This window comes from Arthrobacter sp. 10N44_2 (genome assembly GCF_056394385.1).
Map to the genome: position 1 here is coordinate 145,970 of NZ_JBFTHT010000005.1, position 18,270 is coordinate 164,239.

Annotated in this window: 14 protein-coding genes; 10 read left to right on the forward strand and 4 right to left on the reverse strand. The window is 69.4% G+C overall.

Annotation, left to right across the window (positions count from 1 at the left end):
- The first annotated feature begins 214 nt into the window (after nucleotides 1-214).
- Nucleotides 215-781 carry a GtrA family protein gene (locus tag AC1DBX_RS08105; RefSeq protein WP_223914153.1) on the forward strand — a complete coding sequence of 189 codons (567 nt, stop codon included), beginning with the start codon at nucleotides 215-217 and terminating at the stop codon, nucleotides 779-781.
- A 48-nt stretch (nucleotides 782-829) separates the two neighbouring features.
- Here the strand turns inward: AC1DBX_RS08105 and AC1DBX_RS08110 are convergent, their stop codons facing one another.
- Nucleotides 830-1,534, reverse strand: coding sequence for a TIGR03089 family protein (locus AC1DBX_RS08110; protein WP_476849079.1), 705 nt, complete (start codon nucleotides 1,532-1,534; stop codon nucleotides 830-832).
- Between the two features lie 370 nt (nucleotides 1,535-1,904).
- On the opposite strand from AC1DBX_RS08110, the gene AC1DBX_RS08115 reads away from it, so the two are divergent.
- Genes AC1DBX_RS08115 through AC1DBX_RS08125 form a run of 3 tightly spaced genes read left to right on the forward strand, consistent with a single transcriptional unit; the run spans nucleotide 1,905 to nucleotide 7,526 of the window.
- The gene (locus AC1DBX_RS08115) at nucleotides 1,905-2,447 is read left to right on the forward strand and encodes a WhiB family transcriptional regulator (RefSeq protein ID WP_230008885.1); all 543 of its coding nucleotides are present in this window, start codon (nucleotides 1,905-1,907) and stop codon (nucleotides 2,445-2,447) included.
- A 29-nt stretch (nucleotides 2,448-2,476) separates the two neighbouring features.
- Nucleotides 2,477-5,872 (forward strand): glycosyltransferase family 2 protein, encoded by a 3,396-nt coding sequence (locus tag AC1DBX_RS08120; RefSeq protein ID WP_476931497.1) that lies wholly within the window; start codon nucleotides 2,477-2,479, stop codon nucleotides 5,870-5,872.
- Entirely contained in the window at nucleotides 5,865-7,526 is a 1,662-nt protein-coding gene (locus AC1DBX_RS08125) for a DUF5719 family protein (RefSeq protein ID WP_476931498.1), read from the forward strand. Before AC1DBX_RS08120 ends, AC1DBX_RS08125 begins: the two co-directional genes overlap by 8 nt.
- 30 nt (nucleotides 7,527-7,556) lie before the next feature.
- Here the strand turns inward: AC1DBX_RS08125 and AC1DBX_RS08130 are convergent, their stop codons facing one another.
- The gene (locus AC1DBX_RS08130; RefSeq protein WP_476872707.1) at nucleotides 7,557-8,108 is read right to left on the reverse strand and encodes a metallopeptidase family protein; all 552 of its coding nucleotides are present in this window, start codon (nucleotides 8,106-8,108) and stop codon (nucleotides 7,557-7,559) included.
- A 133-nt stretch (nucleotides 8,109-8,241) separates the two neighbouring features.
- Between AC1DBX_RS08130 and AC1DBX_RS08135 the strand changes: the two genes are divergently transcribed.
- From AC1DBX_RS08135 to AC1DBX_RS08155, 5 genes are all read left to right on the forward strand, one after another.
- Nucleotides 8,242-8,631: a DUF3499 domain-containing protein gene (locus AC1DBX_RS08135; protein ID WP_476856560.1), complete on the forward strand. Its 390-nt coding sequence runs from the start codon at nucleotides 8,242-8,244 to the stop codon at nucleotides 8,629-8,631.
- A gap of 93 nt (nucleotides 8,632-8,724) precedes the next feature.
- Complete coding sequence (locus tag AC1DBX_RS08140; protein WP_476931499.1) at nucleotides 8,725-8,958, forward strand: hypothetical protein; 234 nt, start codon at nucleotides 8,725-8,727, stop codon at nucleotides 8,956-8,958.
- A gap of 183 nt (nucleotides 8,959-9,141) precedes the next feature.
- A complete protein-coding gene (gene ahcY / locus AC1DBX_RS08145) occupies nucleotides 9,142-10,629 on the forward strand; it encodes an adenosylhomocysteinase (RefSeq protein ID WP_476931500.1) in 1,488 nt (495 codons plus the stop codon).
- Between the two features lie 157 nt (nucleotides 10,630-10,786).
- Nucleotides 10,787-12,013 carry a L,D-transpeptidase gene (locus AC1DBX_RS08150; protein WP_476856558.1) on the forward strand — a complete coding sequence of 409 codons (1,227 nt, stop codon included), beginning with the start codon at nucleotides 10,787-10,789 and terminating at the stop codon, nucleotides 12,011-12,013.
- Between the two features lie 112 nt (nucleotides 12,014-12,125).
- Complete coding sequence (locus AC1DBX_RS08155; protein ID WP_476931501.1) at nucleotides 12,126-13,421, forward strand: TIGR01906 family membrane protein; 1,296 nt, start codon at nucleotides 12,126-12,128, stop codon at nucleotides 13,419-13,421.
- A gap of 21 nt (nucleotides 13,422-13,442) precedes the next feature.
- Here AC1DBX_RS08155 and AC1DBX_RS08160 read toward each other — a convergent pair whose 3' ends face one another.
- Nucleotides 13,443-15,272 carry an AMP-dependent synthetase/ligase gene (locus AC1DBX_RS08160; RefSeq protein WP_476931502.1) on the reverse strand — a complete coding sequence of 610 codons (1,830 nt, stop codon included), beginning with the start codon at nucleotides 15,270-15,272 and terminating at the stop codon, nucleotides 13,443-13,445.
- A gap of 61 nt (nucleotides 15,273-15,333) precedes the next feature.
- Nucleotides 15,334-17,091, reverse strand: coding sequence for a dolichyl-phosphate-mannose--protein mannosyltransferase (locus tag AC1DBX_RS08165; RefSeq protein ID WP_476931503.1), 1,758 nt, complete (start codon nucleotides 17,089-17,091; stop codon nucleotides 15,334-15,336).
- A gap of 57 nt (nucleotides 17,092-17,148) precedes the next feature.
- Here AC1DBX_RS08165 and rsmI point away from each other — a divergent pair, with 57 nt between their 5' ends.
- Entirely contained in the window at nucleotides 17,149-18,117 is a 969-nt protein-coding gene (gene rsmI, locus AC1DBX_RS08170; RefSeq protein ID WP_476931504.1) for a 16S rRNA (cytidine(1402)-2'-O)-methyltransferase, read from the forward strand.
- The last annotated feature ends 153 nt before the right edge of the window (nucleotides 18,118-18,270 follow it).

Sequence of the window (18,270 nt, forward strand, 5' to 3'; positions counted from 1 at the left end):
CAGCCTACCGAAAACCTCACGGGAACCCGGCTTTTGGGGATTGGCAAGCGCGGGAACGGTGCCGGGACGGGGGTTTCGCACCCGCCCGCCCGGCGCCCGCCGCCGGGTCCGCAGGGAGCCGTCTGAGCGGCCGCTGCGGGCGGACTCCCCGGAAACGGCGCTAAAATGGGCGTTTGGCCCAATGGCCGACAGTTCCAGAAGGCCACGGAGGGTCATGATTACTACACTTAACGAGCGCATGCGCGGGCTTGCCTCGCTGTTCTGGCGCGAAGTGGCCAAGTTCGGTGCCGTCGGCGGCATCGCGTTCGTCATCGACAACGGACTGACGTTTTACCTGATGCACGGTCCCATGACCGACAGCGAGGCCAAGGCCCGCTTCTTCGGGGCCAGCGTGGCGACGGTCTTTTCCTGGGTTGCGAACCGTTTTTGGACGTTCCGGCACCGCCGGCAGGCCAACGTGCTGCGCGAGTTCGTGATGTTCCTCATCATCAACGGGATCGGCATCGGCATCTCCACCGGCCTGACCGCCGTCGCGAAGTACGGCATGGGAGTCACCGACAAGAACATGCTCTTCCTCGCCGGGGTGGTCGGCATCCTGGTCGCGACCGTGGTCCGGTTCTTTGCCTACCGCTTCCTGGTGTTCAACCAGGAACTCGACGCAGAGCCCGAGTTCTCGCACGACCACGAGATCATCGAACGGCACCCGCACTCCCAGCCGGTTGCCACGGCAGCCGTCAGGGAACCCGTCAACGATCCGGAACTGCCCGGCCCGCCGGCCTAAGGAACCGCCGTCCCGGGCGATCAGTGCCCGGAAGTCAGCGCGTGGGGATCAGTTCCCGCTGATGCGCTCGGCGTCCCGCAGTTTGCCGGTCACCTCTACCTCGGGGTGCACCAGGACCACGGAACCGTCGGCCTTCCAGGTTCCCAATGACTGCGCAAGGACGGTTTCGAGGCCGTCGGCCGCCGGAACGAGCAGCCGCAGCCCGGGGCCCTGGGCCGCGGCAAAACCGTCCAGGAGCGCCCCGTGCGCATGGACTGCGCCGTCGGAGGTGCGGACGGCGAGACGTCCCGCCTCCGGATCCACGTGGGGCATGAAAATGTCGCCGTGGGAGCGGACCTCGGCGGCGTAGTCGAGGACGCCGCTGGGCAGTTCACCCGTCCACCGCATGGCCAGTGCCGGCAAAGACACGGCCAGGACGGCGTCGAACCCGCCCGCGGCAGCGCCCGGACCCGGGTCCGCGGTGGCAAGCAGGTCAGCCTCCGCGTCGTCGAAGACCACTTCCATGCCAAGCTGCCAGGCCGCGAGGGCCAGGATCACCGACTTCCAGTGCGCGGGCAGGTCCAGGCGCAGCCGCATGCCCGGTTCGGCGTCGAGTTCGTCCTGCAGCAGGTTGGAAGTCTTCGCGACCCAGTTGTCCAGCACGCGGCCAGAGAGTTCAACCCGTTCCGAATCGGGGCCGTACCAGGTCAGCCGGGGCGCCGTGGCCTGGCCGGACCGCAGCGCTGTCATCAGGTCGATTGCCGGAATGCTCATGCCCTCATCTTGCCACGGCTGTTGTCGCGGCCGATCAGTCCCCGGCTCCGTGACGTCCGTCACCCCGGCGGCCCCGGCGTTCGGCGGGGTCCGCGCAGGGCGCGGGAAAATTTCCCGAAAATTCAATGAAAAGCCCCAAAAGTGCTCAGTACCCTGATTATTCCGCGGGTTCTCGCGGGAGAGGCGAAAAAATTCCGGGCGTGGCGTGCCTCCACTTTGTGTATCAAGTTGATTATTATCTCCGCCGTGGCTTGACTCCCGGATACTTACACGCGTGTAATTAGTTATCTAAAGCCACTGCACAAAAACCGGCACTCAACCGAGTGTCCAAGGGGGTCTTGCAGTGGCTGCAAATCAGGAGGGGGACGCCATGGGGCTAGCAGAGCGTATCCATGAAGATGCCGTAGTTGCCGGCCAGGCCACGGCGAAATACCGGTCGCGCGGCGTGCCGACTGACTGGTACGTAGATCCGGCGGATCCGGACGCAGCTGACCGCTATAACGAACACACCAAGGATTCCCTGCAGGAGGCCGCCACGGCCTTCCTCGCAGCGCACGACGAGCTCCTGTCCGGCCCGGATCATGACACCGATCCCCTCGACCCGCCGATGGAGCTCCATTCGCCCGGTTCCGGTACCGCCGGGCAGCCAGTCTGGATCGGCCTGCCGTCCCGGCAGGAATTCGACGACGAGGGCGAGCTCGGCTGGCAGACCGATGCCCTGTGCGCCCAGACTGATCCCGAAGCCTTCTTCCCCGAAAAGGGCGGCTCCACCCGCGACGCCAAGAAAGTCTGCGGCGCCTGCAACGTGCGTTCCCAGTGCCTCGAGTACGCCTTGTCCAACGACGAGCGCTTCGGGATCTGGGGAGGCCTCTCCGAGCGCGAGCGGCGCCGGCTTAGGAAGCGAGCAGTCTAATTCTTCAAGAAGTACGAGTCACCGCCGTCGTGGTCTCCCACGACGGCGGTGATTTTCTCCCCAGGACCCTTGCGGCGCTGGCGGCCCAAACACGGCCCGCCGACGCCGTGATCGGTGTCGACACCGGATCCCGCGACCACTCCGCCGCCCTCCTTGAACAGGAACTGGGCAAGGCCAACGTCACAGTCTTCGACCAGCCCAGGTCCGGCATGGGTGGAGCCGTCATGGCCGGGCTCAAGGCCCTCGCGCTGTGGCCTGCGGAGGGCTCCGCCGCCACGGCGCCGGGCACCGACTGGATCTGGCTGCTGCACGACGACGCCGCACCGGCACCCGAAGCCCTGGCCGAACTCCTCCGTGCGGTCGAGCGGGCGCCGTCGGTCACGGTGGCAGGCTGCAAGCAGCTGGACTGGCATGCCGAGCGGCGGCTGATCGACGTCGGGCTCTCCACGAGCCGCTGGGCCGAGCGGCTGACGCTGATCGACGCCGACGAGCTCGACCAGGGCCAGTACGACGGCCGCAGCGATACCTTTGCGGTCAATTCCGCCGGCATGCTGGTCCGCCGCGACATCTGGGAGGAGCTCCGGGGCTTCGATCCGGCCCTGCCCGGCAGCGGCGACGACGTCGACTTCTGCTGGCGCAACCGTCTCGCCGGGCACCGCGTGGTGGTCGTCCCCAGCGCCCGGATGTTCCATGTCTCGCACCGTCCCCACGCCCTTGGCAACGCGACGGCCGCACGCAAGGCACAGGTGCACCTGCGGCTCAAGCACGCGGCCGGCTGGAAAGTCCCGCTGCACGCGGCCGGCGCCCTCCTGGGCAGCCTCTTCAAACTCGTCCTGAGCATTGCGGTCAAGGACCCGGGACACGGGTTCTCCCAACTGCTGGCGACCTTTGCCGCACTGGGCCGCCCGGCGGCGGTGGTCCGCGGACGCCGCAACGCCGCGCGCACCCGCCGGATCCGGCGCTCCGTCATGAAGGGACTGCAGACGCCGCGCCGTGAGGTCTGGGCGCACCGGCGCTCCCTGATTGAGGCGCTCGGCGCCGACGACTTCGGCAGCGAATTGACAGGTGCCGGTCCGCTGGCCGAGCAGCCCACCGGGAACACCGGCAATGCTGACGACTTCGCCGCCATCGCCACCCCGGACCGCGGGTGGGTGGGCAGCGGTGCGGTGCTGGCCATCCTCCTGACCCTGGCGGTCTCCCTGACAGGGCTGCTTAGCCTGTTCCGGGCTCCGGCCGTCTCCGGCGGCGCGCTGATCCCCGTCTCATTGCGCCTCTCCGAAATCTGGAACCATGCCTCCACCTGGTGGATCAGTCTGGGCGCGGGCCTGCCGGGCCACGGCGACCCCTTTGGCTACCTGCTGTGGGTGCTCGGTGTGCTCGGTGCCGGCGATGCCAACGGCGGCGTGGGCTGGTTGTTGATCCTCGCCATGCCGCTGTCTGCGCTGGGCGCGTGGTTCGCTGCCGGCGCCCTGACTGCCCGCCGGAGGCTGCGCCTTTCGGCCGCCCTGCTGTGGGCCGCGGCGCCGGCACTCCAGGTGTCCGTGAACCAGGGCCGGCTCGGCGCCTTGGTCGCGCACGTCATGATCCCGGTGGTCGTCCTGGCGCTGCTCCGGGCGACCGGCACGGCCGCGGGCCGCGGCATCCATGCCGTCCCGGCCCCGGGGCAGGGACGGCTCATCCCCACGCCGGCCGCCCGTCCCGGCGTCAACGGGACGCCGTCGTGGACGGCTGCGGCCGCCGCGGGCCTCGCCCTGGCCGTAGTCACCGCCGCGGCGCCCTCGCTGCTGCTGCCGTCCATGGCCGTCGTGGCCCTCTGCGGCGTGCTGTTGGGCCGGCGCGGCCGCACGGTGTGGTGGGCGCTCCTGCCCAGCCTGGCACTGTTCCTGCCCTTCGCCTTCTCGGTGCTGGACCGGCCGCGGGCGCTCCTGGCCGACCCGGGCCTGCCGCTCGGTTTCGACGCCGCCCCACTGTGGCAACAGGCACTGGGGCAGCCACTGAACTTCGACGCCGGCGCCGGACTCACCGGGCTCAGCGCCTTCGGCGGGTCCGCCGCAGGTTCCGCCGGGCCGGCCGGTCTGCCGTGGGCACTGCTGCTGGCCTTGCTGTTGGGGCTGCCGGTGCTGCTGCTGGCCCTAGCCGCACTCTTCATGCCGCGCCGGCTTGTGCTGGCCGGACGCACCCGGACGGCACGGGGCCTGTGGGCCGTGGCCGTCCTGATGCTGGCCGGCGGCTGGCTCGCCGGGCATGTCGCCTCCGGCGCCAGCGCCGAGGTCCTGGTCACTCCGTTCCCCGGCCCCGCCGTTTCGGCTTCCGCGTTCGCGTTCCTGGGCGCTGCCCTGATCGGAGCCGAAGGGCTCCTGGACGCCGCCGACCGGACCGCCGGCACCGGGCTGGCACGGAAGGTCCTGATCCGCGGCACGGCCGCGGCATCCATGGTCCTGCTGCTGGCCGCGCCCCTGGCCGGGTTCACCGTGTGGACCGCACAAAACCTGCTGCAGCCCGCGTCGCAGACACCAACACAGGCAGCGGCAGCCACCGCGGGACCCTCCGGTCTCGGGACCCCGAGGCTCGTCCAGCCTGCCCAGGCCCGCACGCTGCCCGCCACGGCGGTTGATCGCGGCGAGGGCCCGGAACAGTCCAGGACACTCCTGATTGCCAGCAACGAGGACGGAAGCTTCGACGCAACACTCATGCGCGGAGCCGGGACCACCCTGGACGCGCTCTCAACGATCGCCGCCGCCCGCGGCATCATGGGAGCGCCGGGCCAGGAGACGGTCCGCGACGACGACGCCGTCGCCGGATCGCTCCGGAACGTCGTGGCCACCATCGTCGCCGGCGAAGGCGTGGATCCGCGGGAGGACCTCGAGCGGCTCGGCGTCGGCTTTGTCGTGCTCCGGGTTGCCGATTCAGCCTCCGAATTGACGGCCAGCCGCATGGACGCAGTCCCCGGACTTGTCGCCGTCGGCCAGACGGGGACGGGCTGGCTCTGGCGGGTCAGCCCGCAGGACCGGCCCGGCATCGCGGACTCCGACGTCGCGCACCGGGTCCGGGTAGTGGACGGCAGCGGCGCCGCCATCGGACTGCTCCCGTCCGAAGAAGTCTCGGCGGCCGGCACAGTCCCGGCCGGCCCCGAGGGCCGCCTTGTGGTGCTCGCCGAGCGGGCCGATCCGGGCTGGAGCGCCTGGCTTGACGGGCGCCGCCTGACCTCAACAACGTCGGGATGGTCGCAGGCCTTCACACTGCCGGCCCAGGGCGGCCAGTTAAGCATCCGTTACGAAGCGCCGTGGGCCGTCCTGATCGGAATTGCGCAGGCCGTGATGATCGGGCTGACCGTCCTCCTCGCCGTGCCCATGCCTGCCCGCCGGTCCAACACCGGCCTGTCCAGGGACGAAGCCTCCCTGCGTAAGGAACATCAGCATGTCTAAGGGCGACAACGAAAAAGAAACCGAAACGGAAGCCGAAACGGGTCCGTCGCCGCGGAAGCGGCGGCTGCCGCGGGCCGGAGTGATCGGCGGCATCCTCTCCGCGGTGGCCCTCGTTGCCGCGGGCGGCGGCCTGGTATCGGCGGCGTCGCTGACGCCCCAGAACCCCGCCAGCAGGCAGCTCGAGGCCCCCGTCGCCGCGGTTCCGGCCGGCAGCAGCGTCGGGGTCTGCCCGGGCCCGGCCCGGCTGCTTGAGGGCACCCCCGTGGGCACCGACCCCCAGTTCAGTCCGGAATCCGCCACCGCGAAGACAGCCGTCAGCGCCGCCGTGCTCGGCTCAAGCGCCGGCATCATCCCCGGCAGCCGGCTCGCCCCGCTTAAAGGTGCCCCCCTCGCCGACATCGCGCCGGGCGCCGCGCCCACAGCTTCCGCGCCCCCGGCTTCCGCGGCTGCGGCCCGCACGCCCGTGCTGGTCGCCGGCGTCGTGCCCCAGCGCGAGGTGGACAACATCAGCGTCCTCAGCGCCGATGCCCAGAACAACCACCAGGCAGCTGCCGGCGCCGTCCTGAGCTACACGGCAGAGGACGGGGACCTCCAGGGTTCCGCGGCTGCCGCGTGCCAGCAGCCCGGCAACGATCTCTGGCTGGTCGGCGCCAACACTGCGCTCGGCCGGTCGGCAGTCCTGAACCTGACCAATGCCTCCAGCACGCCGGCGACGGTGAGCCTGGACCTCTTTGGCTCCGAGGGCCCGATCCAGGCTCCCGGAAGCCGCGGCCTGCTGGTGGCGCCCGGCAGCACCCGCTCCATCATCCTGGCCGGGCTCGCGCCGGGACAGGAACGGCTCGGCGTGCGGGTCCGCAGCACCGGCGGCCCGGTGGCTGCCGTGATCCAGCAAAGCGTGCTCCGCGGCCTCACACCCGGCGGCGTCGACTTCATCACCCCCGGCACCGCCCCGTCCGTCAGCCAGGTGGCCGCCGGCCTCGACATCCAGGATCCCGCGGCGCTGGCCGCGCTCAAGGCAAAGCCCGGCTTCGCCGACGCCGGACCGGCCCTCGAAGTCGCCGTGCCGGGGGCCACCGACGCCGTGGTCGAGATCAAGCTGTATGGTCCCGACGGCCAGAAGGCGCTGCCCGGGGGAGGCGTGGTGACGGCGAAGGCCGGCGCGGTCACGGAAGTTTCCCTGGCCGGGGTCCCGGCCGGGACCTACACCGTGGCGGCGAGCTCGGATGTCTCGTTCGCGGCCACTGCCCGGCTCACGCGGGGACTGCAGGCCGGGGACGCGGCGGACATCGCGTTTTCCGCCGCCTCGGCCCGGCTGGGCAGCCAGCACATCGTTGCGGTTCCGCGCACGGGCGACCGGCAGCTCGTTCTCGGTGCCCCCGCCGGCCGGGCGACCGTGACCTACACGCCAATTACTGCGGACGGCAAGATCCGGACCGCGGGCACCGCCGACATTGCCGGCGGAACCACCGTTTCCATCAAGATCCCCGCTGACGTGGGCGGCTCGCCGCTCGTGGGGTATGTGGTGTCCGCCGCCGGGGATCCGGCGTACGGGGCACTTGTTCTGGCGCAGGACGGGCGGCAGGACATTTCCGCGGTGGCGCTGGCGCCGGAAGCGGCAGGACAACGGCAGATCCCCGTCACGCTGGGCTACTAGGCCCGGGGGCAGGCCGGAAGCAGGCTCGGGCTAGTACCGGCGGCGGTAGACGGGGTCGAGGGACTCCGGCGGTACGCCGAGCATCTCGGCCGTGTATTCCACGACGACGTCGTGCACGAGGTCCTGGAGTTCGTCCCGGGTTCCGCACACCTGCTCCACCACCCGGCGGTACAGCGTGATGACCGGTCCGTCCTCGGCCGTGGCAGCAGTGAAAGCGCCCATCGGCGCGGGCGTGCGGTCCGCCACGAGCTGCTCCAGGCCCGGGGGGATCTCGTCAACGGCGAAGCGGACGCCGTCGAGCGGCTTGCCCCAGATGTCGTGCAGCCGCTGGGCCGAGTCCAGGACGAAGTCATCGAAGCGGTCGGAGCGCGTCCGGTAGCCGGGCACGGTGGGGAGTATGAGCTCGCCGCGAAGGCCCCGGCCGTGCCGGTTCCTGCGGCGCTGCCGGAAGGTCTTTCCCTGGACGGCGGCAGGCGACCCGGCCAGAGGCGCGCCGGCGGGGCCGGAACCGGCGCCTGTGCGTCCGGCGTCGGGGTCAGCCAACCGGACCGTGAAACCCGAATCGTGGTGCGATGACTGCATATCTTGACTCTAAACCCGCGCAATGAAATACGCGATACAGCCCCGACGGCGATCCGCCGCCGCTCCGCCGCGGCACAACCACTGCCGTTTCAATGCGCAGCCCCCGGCCCGAGGGGGAGTAGTCTGTGATGTCGTGGGTGCAATTCGTATTTGTTCTAGGTCTGCCTGCCGCAATTCTGCGGTGGCCACTTTGACGTACGTCTACGCCGACTCCACGGCCGTTCTGGGCCCGCTGGCGACGTACGCCGAACCGCACTGCTACGACTTGTGCGAACAGCACGCCGATTCGCTGACCGTGCCGCGCGGCTGGGAAGTCATGCGGCTGGCGATGCCCGCAACCCCGGCCGGCCCCGGCCCCGACGACCTCCTGGCCCTTGCCAACGCGGTCCGCGAAGCGGCCTCCCGTCCGGCTGCGGGGGAAACGGCGAAGGGGCAGCGCACGCTGCACCCGGCGCTGGAGGCACCGGCCCCGGCCGAGGGCGTCCGGCGCGGACATCTGCGCGTCCTGCGCGAACCTTCCTAAGGCGTCAACTGGCGGTAGGGTGGAAACTGCAAAAAGCCGTCAGCCACTTAGCCACCGGCGCCCTGTTGCGGCGCCCATCAGGGAGCGTTCACCATGCCCAAGCTCAGTTCCGAACTGTTGTCTGTCCTGCGATGCCCCGTCACCGGCTCCGGCCTGGTGCAGGACGGCGACGAGCTCGTCACCGTCACGGCAGATGGCGCCGGGAACAAGCTGCGGTACAAAATCGAGGACGGCATCCCGCTGCTGCTTCCGCCGGAACTGCTGCCCGCCGCCGCGGCGGCCCCCGCTGATCAGCACGACGCCGCCCCGCGCCACGCCGCGGAATAGCGCGCCCCGCGCCACGCCGCGGAATAGCGCGCCCCGCGCCACGCCGCGGAATAGCCGCCCCAAAACGCCGCCGGGCACCCATCGGGGTGGCCCGCGGCACCGAATGACTGCTTAGATCCTGCTCCAATCCAGAATCGCCCAGTTCCAGACACGCGATGCCACCGGCCACAACAAAGGACTCAGATGACTTTCGATTACAAGATTGCGGACATTTTCCTGGCCGAGGCGGGCCGCCACCAGATCCGCCTCGCCGAGCACGAGATGCCCGGACTCATGTCCCTGCGCGAGGAGTTCGGCGCCAGCCAGCCGCTCAAGGGCGCCCGGATCGCCGGATCCCTGCACATGACCGTCCAGACCGCGGTGCTGATCGAGACCCTTACCGCCCTCGGCGCCGAAGTCCGCTGGGCGTCCTGCAACATCTTCTCCACCCAGGACGAAGCCGCCGCCGCAGTGGTGGTCGGCAACGGCACCGTCGAGGACCCCCAGGGCGTCCCCGTCTTCGCCTGGAAGGGCGAGACGCTGGAGGAATACTGGTGGACCGCCCAGCAGATCCTCACCTGGCCGGGCGCCGACGCCAACCCTGAGCTGGGCCCGAACATGATCCTGGACGACGGCGGCGACGCCACCATGCTGGTGCACAAGGGTGTCGAGTTCGAGGCCGCCGGCGCTGTCCCCGCCGCCGCCGAGGACGAGTCCGAGGAAGGCCGGGTGTTCCTCGACGTGCTGCGCGCATCCCTCGAGTCCGACCCGCAGAAATGGACCCGCATCGGCGCCCTCCTGCTCGGCGTCACCGAGGAGACCACCACGGGCGTGCACCGCCTGTACCAGCTGGCGGAGCAGGGCAAGCTGCTCTTCCCGGCGATCAACGTCAACGACTCTGTCACCAAGAGCAAGTTCGACAACAAGTACGGCATCCGCCACTCCCTGCCGGACGGCATCAACCGCGCCACCGATGTCCTGATGGGCGGCAAGGTCGCCGTCGTCTGCGGTTACGGCGACGTCGGCAAGGGCGCAGCGGAGGCCTTCCGCGGCCAGGGGTCGCGCGTGATCGTCACGGAGATCGACCCGATCTGCGCGCTCCAGGCGGCCATGGACGGCTACCAGGTCGCCAAGCTGGAATCCGTCCTCAGCGAAGGCCACATCTTCATCACCACCACGGGCAACAAAGACGTCATCATGGCCAAGCACATGGCCGAGATGCGTGACAAGGCCATCGTGGGCAACATCGGGCACTTCGACAATGAGATCGACATGGCCGGGCTGGCGCGGGTCCCCGGCATCAAGAAGGTCGAGATCAAGCCCCAGGTGCACGAGTGGGTCTTCGAAGCTGACCCGGCCACGGGTAAGGGCGGCCGCTCCATCATCGTCCTGTCCGAAGGCCGCCTGCTGAACCTCGGCAACGCCACCGGACACCCCTCGTTCGTCATGAGCAACTCCTTCGCCAACCAGACGATCGCCCAGATTGAACTGTTCACGAAGGCCGGCCAGCCCGAGGGCGAGCGGGAATACGAGAACCAGGTGTACGTCCTGCCCAAGATCCTGGACGAAAAGGTCGCCCGCCTGCACCTGGGTGCCCTCGATGTGGAGCTGACCGAGCTGTCCAAGGAACAGGCGGAGTACCTGGACGTCGACGTGGCCGGACCGTACAAGCCCGGTCACTACCGCTACTAGGAACTCTCCCAAAGGGCCCCGGACGAAGGTCCGGGGCCCTTTGTTGTGACCGTTTTGGGGGCACTTTTGTAACCGGATCGTGGTCGAATCGGGCCGGGGTTCCAAGGTAATTCGCTTATGCTGGCAGGATGACGTGTGGAAACGCCCGGGTCCTGTGATGGCCCTGAAAACCTGGAGTACCGGCCGAAAGATCGCCCTGCTGGGGGTGCTCTGTGCCCTGGCAGCCGGCGGCGGAGCCTTCGCCGCGGCGGCTCCGGGGCTGGCCCAGTCCGGGATTTCCTCCGAGGCCGGGTCCCCGTCCCGGACGACGCCGGGACTCGCCGTCCCGGTGGTCGCCCCCGCAGAACTGGCCGTCTCGCCCGCCGACGGCGCCAAGCAGGTCAACCCTGCGGCGCCGGTTTCCCTCAAGGTCACGAACGGCCGGATTGACCGCGTGGCCCTGACGAGCGATGACGGCGACACCGTTGACGGCACCTTGGGCACGGACGGGTCCGCCTGGACGTCCTCCGGCAACCTGACATTCAACACGCGGTATAACTTCACGTACTCCGTGGTGGACGACGCGGGACGCGAGACCCACAGCACGCGCGCGTTCACCACCGTGTCGACCGCCAACGAGGCCGACGCCGCCATATACCCCTTGGACGGGATGAAGGTGGGTGTGGCCCAGCCCCTGCAGATCACCTTCAGCGAGCCGGTCCTGAACCGGACCGCCGTCGAAAAGGCCATCAAGATCACCTCGACGTCCGGCCAGGTGGGTGATTTCCACTGGTTCAACAACAACACTGTCCGGTACCGGCCGGAGGCCTTCTGGGCCGCGAACAGCACCATCACCATGGACATGAAGCTGTTCGGCGTCGAGCTCGGCAACGGGCAGGTCGGCAACTTCAACAAGACGGTAACGGTCCATATCGGGGACAAGAAGGTGGCCGTCGCCGACGCCAAGGCCCATACGTTCTCGGTCAGCATCAACGACAAGCCGGCCGGACACTGGCCGGCGACCATGGGCGACACCCGGTTCCCGTCGGCACGGGGCTTCCTCGTGTTCATGGAGAAGCACCGTGTGGAGCACATGGATGCCTCCACGATTGGGCTCAAACCGGGGGACCCGGCCTACTATGGCCAGCTGGACGTCAACTACGCCACGCGCCTGACGCCCAGCGGGGAATTCATCCACCAAGCCACGGAGTCCGCGATGCCCTACATCGGCAAGACGAACCTCTCCCACGGCTGTATCGGCCTGGGCCCGGACGGCGCGAAGTGGGTGTTCGACAATATGACCACCGGCGACGTCGTCCAGGTGGTGAACACCGAGGGGGAGTACGCCAACTTCGATGACGGCTTCGGGGACTGGAACATCCCTTGGGCCCAATACGCCAACTAACGGGGTGGCACCTCGCTGAGCCCAATCCTCTGACGGTAGGCTCAGAGCCAGATAAGTTGCGCAGCCGGGCGCAGGCCGGGCAGCGCAGAAGCCTACGGAAGCGAAGCTCCACGTGACTGACAAGAGTCCCACCCCTCCCGACCGGCCGGATCCGCACCTGGATCCGTCGGACGACACCGACGAACCGGCGTTCGACTGGATGAAGCCGGCCGCCGCCGGCAAGCCCACGGCGGGCACGGCAGCCGGCCCGGCAGGATCGGCCGCAGCCGCCGGCAAGGCAGGGCCGGCCGCAGCCGCCGGCAAGACAGGATCAGCCGCAGCAGCGGGATCAGCAGAGGGCACGGCAGCGCCGTCGGCAACGCCCACCGCCAGCCAGCCGGAGAGCCGCGCCGACCGCAAGGCGGCCGAGGCCGCCGCCACGGGTCCGTCGGATACTTCCCCGTCGGACGTGGCCACGTCGAATGCTGCCACGTCGAATGACGAGGCGCGCGGGGCAGGAGCCGGCGCATCAGCCCGCGCACGTCCTGACACCGACCCCGAGGACGAAGTCGAACGCCGCAACGCCGAACGCCGCAATGCCGAACGCGAGCAGGCGGCCAAGGCCAAGCCCGTCCTGCCGCGGGTGCTTCAGGTGCTGCTCGCCGTGTTCTACCCGGTCATCCTGCTGGTGCTCGCCGTCCGCGCTGTGACCAGCCCCCTGTTCCTCTGGGTGGAATACAACCGTCCGGGCTTCCCCGGTGACGGCTACGGCTTCAGCACCGATGACCGCATGACGTACGGTTCCTACGCGGTGGATTACCTCAGCAACTGGTCGGGCCCCCGGTACCTCGGCGATCTTGTGGACCAAAGCGGGGAGCGGTTGTTCAAGGACGGCGAAGTCAGCCACATGGCCGACGTCAAGGCCGTGATCCTGTCCACTTTCGGCGCCGGTACCCTGCTGATCCTGCTGGGCCTGGTGGCCGTGATCTACCTCAAACGGCGCCATAACGGGGGAGTCCGCCGCGGCCTGTTCGCCGGCTCGATCGTCACCCTTGCGCTCATCACCGGCCTCGGGACCCTCGCGGTACTCGGCTGGGAGCAGTTCTTCACCGATTTCCACCGTATTTTCTTCGCCAACGGGACCTGGACATTTACGCTTCAGGACACCCTGATCCGGCTCTTCCCGGGCCAGTTCTGGATGGACGCCGGGATCGTCATCGGAAGCCTCGTGCTGCTCGCTTCCTTGGTCACCCTCGTCCTGACCTGGCCCACGCGCCGGCGCCGCGGCCTCGGCAAGAAGGCCGCCGCCACGTCCAAGGGCACCGATACTGATGCCGGCGCCGGCGCCACCGCCGAGGCTGCGCCCGCGGCGGACGGCACGGCAGGCAGCGACGCAGAGGGCCCGGCGCGCACCCGGCACACCGTCTGACGACGGGGCGGTTGCCCGGGGTCAGCCGTAGATGCGGTTGATGTGCTGTTCGTAGTCCCGCACGACGGCGGCCCGCTTGAGTTTGAGCGAGGGGGTCAGGTGCCCTGATTCCACGGTGAAGTCGGCGTCCAGGATGACGAAGCTGCGGATGGACTCGGCCTTGGAGACCGTGAGGTTCGCGGCATTGATGGCTTCCTGGATCGCGGCCCGGACCGTCTGGTCCGCGGCGGCTTCGGCCGGCGCCATGACGGGCACCTTCCGGGCGGCGCACCAGTTGCGCAGTCCTTCCGGGTCCAGGTTCACCAGTGCCGAGACGAAGGGCCGGCCGTCGCCAACGACCACGGCCTGTCCGACCAGCTGGTGCTCCCGGATTTTCTCCTCGAGGGGGCCCGGGGCGACATTCTTGCCGCCGGCTGTGACCAGCAGGTCCTTCTTCCGGCCCGTGATGGTCAGGAATCCGTCCTCGTCGAGGGAGCCGAGGTCGCCGGTCCGGAAGAAACCGTCCACGAAGGCCTCAGCGTTGGCGGCCTCGTTGGCGTGGTAGCCCTTGAAGACGCCGATGCCCTTGACCAGGATCTCGCCGTCGTCGGCCACCCGGACCGTGGTGCCCGGCACCGGGATGCCGACGGTGCCCACCTTGGTCCGCGCCGGGGTGTTGGCTGTGCAGGGCGCCGTGGTTTCGGTCAGGCCGTAGCCTTCCAGGACGGGGATGCCCACGCCGCGGAAAAAATGGGCGTCGTTGGAGCTCAGCGGGCTCGCGCCGGAGACCGTGTACCGCAGCTGGCCGCCGAAGGCCTGCCGGAGCCTGGGATACAGGATCCGGTCGAAGACTGCGTGCCGGGCACGCAGCAGGAGCCCCGGGCCCGTGCCGTTGCCCCGGGAGGCGGCGTCGAGGGCCTTGGAGTAGTCGATCGCGGCCGCCGCTGCGGCTGTGAAGATCCGTTCCTTGCCGGCGGCGTCCGCCTTCTGCGCGGCTCCGGCGTAGACCTTTTCGAAGATCCGGGGGACCACCAGCAGAAAGGTGGGTTTGAAGCTGTCCAGGTCGTCCAGGAGCTCTTTGGCACTGGCGGTGTGGCCGAGGGTGGATCCGGAGCTCAGGCAAACCACCTGTACGGCCCGGGCCAGGACGTGCGCCAGGGGCAGGAACATCAGCGTCCGGGAACGCGGCTGCATGAGGAGCTCGGGCAGGAACAGGACGATGTTCTTGGCCACGAGGGCAAAGTTGGCGTGGGTGATCTCGCAGCCCTTGGGCTTGCCGGTGGTGCCCGAGGTGTAGACCAGGGACGCGACATCCGCCAGGGACGCCGTGGTCCGGTGGCGTTCCAGCTCGGCGTCGGTCACCCCGGTGCCGGCCGCGGCCATGCTTGCCAGGTTCGGTGCGGCGCCGTCGTGCTCCATCCGCACGACGGCAACAAGCCGGTCACCGAGGACGGTGGAGGCGTCCAGGACGCCCTGGACGAGGGCGGCCCTGGCGTGGTCCTCGACGAACACCCGTTGGGCCCCCGAATCATGGAGAATCCACTCGACCTGGGCCGCGGAGGAGGTCTCGTAGATCGGGACGGTGACGCCGCCGGCGAACCAGATGGCGAAGTCCACCACCGTCCACTCGTACCGGGTGGCGGACATGACCGCGACGGTTTCGCCCGGCGTGAGTCCGCCGGCGATCAGGCCCTTGGCCAGGGCAGTGACCTGCTCCAGGAAGTGCTGGACGGAGACGTCGGTCCAGCCGGCGGGGCCTTTGCGGGAGTAGAGGGCGTGCACGGGATCCTTCGCGTGCTGCTCCATGAGCAGGTCAGTCACGTTGCTCTCCGGGTCCAGCTCCACGAGCAGTCCGGTGCTTGCTTCTCTCACAGCCGAGTCTCCATTTCCTGGTCCGCCCGGAGTTCGGCGGACATTCCCCTGCAATCCTGCCCTAGATCCAGGACGGCATCCACATCCGGATGCGCCAGTCCTGGTACGGGATCACCTCGGCCGTCCAGACCGGGTAGAAGAACGCGGACACCAGCACGGCCGCCACCACGAACAGCGCCACCAGGTAGAACCCGGACCGACGGCGCCAGAGGGGGTCGGCGCGTTGGCCGAGCACCAGCCCCAGGCAATAGACGAGCGCCAGCACCAGGAACGGTTCAAAGGACACGGCGTAGAAGAAGAAGGTGGTGCGCTCCGGGTACATGAACCAGGGGAGATATCCTGCGGCCACTCCGGCAAGGACTGCGCCGGCGCGCCAGTCGCGGCGGCCCGCCCACCAGAACAGCAGGACACCCAGGCTCACGGCCGCGCTCCACCAGATCAACGGGTTGCCGACGGAGAGGATGGCGGTGGTGCAGTTGGTCAGCTCGCAGCCCGGGGTGCCCTGCCCGGGGGATTCGTAGAAGAAGGACGTGGGCCGGCCCATGACCAGCCAGCTCCAGGCGCTGGCCTCGTAGGGGTGGTCGGCACTGAGGCCCTGGTGGAACTTATAGGCCTCCAGGTGGTAATGCGCCAGGGACCGTACGGCGTTCGGCAGCCAGCCCCACTCGGCCGAGGGATTGGCGTCGGCCCAGTGCCTGAAGTAGGCGTCCGTGGAACGGAACCACCCGGTCCAGGTGGCGCCGTAGACCAGGGCGGCCACCGGAACGATGCTCAGGAAGGCCGGGACGCCGTCCTTGAGGATGCCGCCGCTGATCCAGGCATGCACGCCGGCTATGCGCCGCGCACTGAGGTCCCAGAAGACGGTCAGCAGGCCGAATCCGGCCAGAAAGAACAGGGCGGACCATTTCGTGCCGACCGCCAGGCCCAGGCAGACGCCCGCCGCGAGGCGCCACCACCGGATGCCGAGCCAGGGCCCGGAGGTGAGCTGCAGCGCCGAGGGCCGCCCCGTGGCGGAGGCCGCGGCCTGCCGGCCGAGCCGGGCAGCGAGCCGCCTCCGGCCGTCGTCGCGGTCCATCAGCAGGGCCCCGAACGCGGCGAGGATCCAGAACATCAGGAAGATGTCCAGCAGCGAGGTCCGGGACATGACCAGGTGGTGGCCGTCGACGGCAAGCAGGATGCCGGCCACGGCACCCAGGGTGAGCGAGCGGAAGAGCTTTTGCGCGATCAGGGCCAGCAGGAGGATGGACAGTGTCCCCGTCAGGGCCGCACCGAACCGCCAGCCGAAGGGGCTGTCCGCCCCGAAAAGCCACATGCCCGCGGCGATCATCCACTTGCCGACCGGCGGGTGGACGACGTACTCCGGCGTGTTCAGCAGCACGCCGGGGTTGCCGGCGATGAAGGAGTCGTTCGCCCGGTCCGGCCAGCTGCGCTCGTATCCGCTGACCAGGAAGGAGTACGCGTCTTTGACGTAGTACGTTTCGTCAAAGACCAGGTTGCGCGGCGTGTCCAGCCGGACGAACCGCAGGACGCCGCCCAGCGCGGCCGTCAGGACGGGAATGAGCCAGTACCAGAGCCGAAGCGACGCCGGGTAGTCCCGCCAGCTCTGGAGGCCGCCGATCAGGCGTTCCCTGAGGGCCTCCGGGGTGTTGGCCTCGGCGGGGCGGCCGATCCAGCGGTGCCCTTCAAGGTTGCGGCCGGTGCTGAAGCGGCTCCGGTCCTTGCCGGCTGCCCGGCCGTCGGGACGGCTGGGACCTGTTGCCGGCGATGCATCGGGGCCAGTCTCGGGCTGCCGCGTGGGGGTCTGGGTCACGTTGCCCATGCTACCTTTCGCAGCTGTGCTCGCAGGCCCCCGCCCCGGCGGCAGTAGGCTGGTCCTGTGGACCACGAACCCAGCCCTTCCCCCCTTCCTCCCCTCGATCCTCCCTTCGACGGCGATGCCGCCGCCGCCGTTCCCGCCCCTGATTCCGCGTCTGTTTCCGCCGCTGTTTCCGCCAGTGTTCTCGCCCCTGGCGGTTCCGGCAGGATCGTTCTCGCCGCGACGCCGATCGGCAATGCGGGCGATGCCTCGGCGCGGCTCATGGAGTTGCTCGCGACGGCGGACATCGTCGCCGCGGAGGACACCCGGAGGCTGCACCGCCTTGTGCAGAACCTCGGCGTCACCGTGGCCGGCCGGATCATCAGCTATCACGAGCACAATGAGGCAGCCAAGACGGCTGACCTGCTGGAGCAGGTCCGGTCCGGCAAGACCCTTGTGATGGTGACCGACGCCGGCATGCCCTCTGTCTCTGATCCGGGGTTCCGGCTGGTTGAAGGCGCCGTCGCGGCCGGCCTCACCGTCACCGCGGCCCCGGGACCCTCCGCCGTGCTGACCGCCCTGGCCCTGTCGGGCCTGCCGACGGACCGCTTCTGCTTCGAGGGTTTCCTGCCCCGCAAGGCCGGTGAACGCTCCTCGCGGCTGGCCGATCTCGACACCGAGCGGCGCACCATGGTGTTCTTCGAGGCGCCGCACCGGCTGGAGCCCATGCTGAGGGCCCTGCGTGAGAGCTTTGGCGCCGACCGCCGGGCCGCCGTCTGCCGCGAACTCACCAAGACCTATGAAGAGGTCATCCGCGGCACCCTGCGCGAACTGCTTGAATGGGCCGAGTCCAGCGAGGTACGCGGCGAAATCGCCGTGGTGGTGGGCGGCGCCCCGGAACGCGAACCCGGCCGCCCCGAGGATCATGTGGCCGCCGTCAACGGGCTGATAGCCCAGGGCATCCGGCTGAAGGAGGCTGTCGCCGCAGTGGCCGATGACGCGAAGGTCAGCAAGCGCGAACTCTATGCCGCGGTCCTCGCCGCGCGCTGAGCCGTGCGCTGAGCCAGGTGGTGGGTGCCGGGCGGCGGGTTCCGGCGCGCTGCTTGCCTCGGGGGCCGGCCGGAACCGGGCTCCACGCGCACGCAGAACGGTTGTGCAGCTGCACAGCATAGTCTGGATACAGTAGTGCGCGCATGCATAGAC

Excerpts from the sequence above, each read along its gene's own strand:
- AC1DBX_RS08165 (WP_476931503.1), bottom strand. The coding sequence starts at position 17,091 with ATGGGCAACGTGACCCAGACCCCCACGCGGCAGCCCGAGACTGGCCCC.
- AC1DBX_RS08150 (WP_476856558.1), top strand. The coding sequence starts at position 10,787 with ATGGCCCTGAAAACCTGGAGTACCGGCCGAAAGATCGCCCTGCTGGGG.
- ahcY (WP_476931500.1), top strand. The coding sequence starts at position 9,142 with ATGACTTTCGATTACAAGATTGCGGACATTTTCCTGGCCGAGGCGGGC.
- AC1DBX_RS08115 (WP_230008885.1), top strand. The coding sequence starts at position 1,905 with ATGGGGCTAGCAGAGCGTATCCATGAAGATGCCGTAGTTGCCGGCCAG.
- AC1DBX_RS08110 (WP_476849079.1), bottom strand. The coding sequence starts at position 1,534 with ATGAGCATTCCGGCAATCGACCTGATGACAGCGCTGCGGTCCGGCCAG.
- AC1DBX_RS08105 (WP_223914153.1), top strand. The coding sequence starts at position 215 with ATGATTACTACACTTAACGAGCGCATGCGCGGGCTTGCCTCGCTGTTC.
- AC1DBX_RS08130 (WP_476872707.1), bottom strand. The coding sequence starts at position 8,108 with ATGCAGTCATCGCACCACGATTCGGGTTTCACGGTCCGGTTGGCTGAC.
- AC1DBX_RS08140 (WP_476931499.1), top strand. The coding sequence starts at position 8,725 with ATGCCCAAGCTCAGTTCCGAACTGTTGTCTGTCCTGCGATGCCCCGTC.
- AC1DBX_RS08125 (WP_476931498.1), top strand. The coding sequence starts at position 5,865 with ATGTCTAAGGGCGACAACGAAAAAGAAACCGAAACGGAAGCCGAAACG.